Source organism: Vibrio sp. 1727 (assembly GCF_033344415.1).
Taxonomy (GTDB): Bacteria; Pseudomonadota; Gammaproteobacteria; order Enterobacterales; family Vibrionaceae; genus Vibrio; species Vibrio alginolyticus.
On sequence record NZ_JAWPOT010000076.1, the window covers coordinates 1 to 1,145 of the forward strand.

The following is a 1,145-nucleotide window of genomic DNA, read 5'->3' on the forward strand; positions in this document are numbered from 1 at the left end:
AGCGTCTTCAAAACGTCGCGAGAAAAACCGATTTGCTCGCCAGAATCGGTGGGGATGAGTTCCTGTTGGTGATTCCAGATTTACCAGATAACGATACCGCGAAGCGCGTTGCTTCGAGTGTGTTATCGGCCTTTAGTGAACCGTTTGTTTGGAATAATCACGAGTTTTTCCTGACAGGCAGTGTCGGCATGTCGGTTTTCCCAGACGACGGTGATAACGCCGAGCAGCTGTTGGCGTGTGCCGATATGGCGATGTACCGCGTGAAGCAAGATGGCCGTGATGCGTTCTGTTTCTACAACCACAACATGAACCAAGATCTACAGCGTTACTTGGATCTAGAAAGTCGATTGCGTAATGCGATCTCGAACCAACTGCTCGAAATGTACTATCAGCCAATCATCGAACTGAAAAGCGGTAAAATTGTTGGCGCAGAAGCATTGATGCGTTGGAACGATGAGAAGTTTGGTTTCGTCAATCCAGAAGAGTTCATCTCGATTGCAGAGAAAAATGGGTTGATTCATCAACTTGGCGAGTTCGCCATTCAGCAAGCGTGTTATCAAGCAGCACAGTGGCAATCCATTTCGCCGTTGTTTGTATCGGTGAACTTCTCTAGCGTTCAATTCCGCTATTGTGATCGCTTATTGGCGTTCATTAGGCAAAGCTTAGAAGAATCGGGTTTGCCTGCTGAGCAATTTGATGTCGAGGTAACCGAGAGCTTGTTGTTTAACCATGATGATGAGTTGGTAGACATGCTGGATAACCTACGTGCGCTGGGTACCAAGCTGACGATTGACGACTTCGGTACGGGCTATTCTGCACTGAGTTACTTGCAGAAGTTCCCGTTTGACCGTCTGAAAATCGACCGCAGTTTTATGCAAAACGTGTTTGAGAACGACTCTGATCGTGAACTGGTCAACGTGATCATTGCTATGGCCAAAGCCTTGCGTCTTAAAATTGTCGCAGAAGGTATCGAAGAGCAACGCCATGTGGATTATCTCAACGAGCTAAACTGTGAGTTCGGCCAAGGTTTCCACTATAGCCGCCCTGTGCCAGCGAAGGAGTTTGAGCAACTTCTAAACCAACCTACTTGGTCATAACTCCTTTCAATACAACCTCATAGAAAAGCATTGATGTTATTTGTTCAT

The 1,145-nt window shown here is 46.6% G+C and carries 1 protein-coding gene; it reads left to right on the forward strand.

Going from position 1 to position 1,145, the window contains the following annotated elements:
- A partial coding sequence (locus R8O10_RS23905; RefSeq protein WP_318191785.1) for a bifunctional diguanylate cyclase/phosphodiesterase occupies nt 1-1,097 on the forward strand: 1,097 nt, incomplete at its 5' end.
- Nucleotides 1,098-1,145 lie beyond the last annotated feature (48 nt).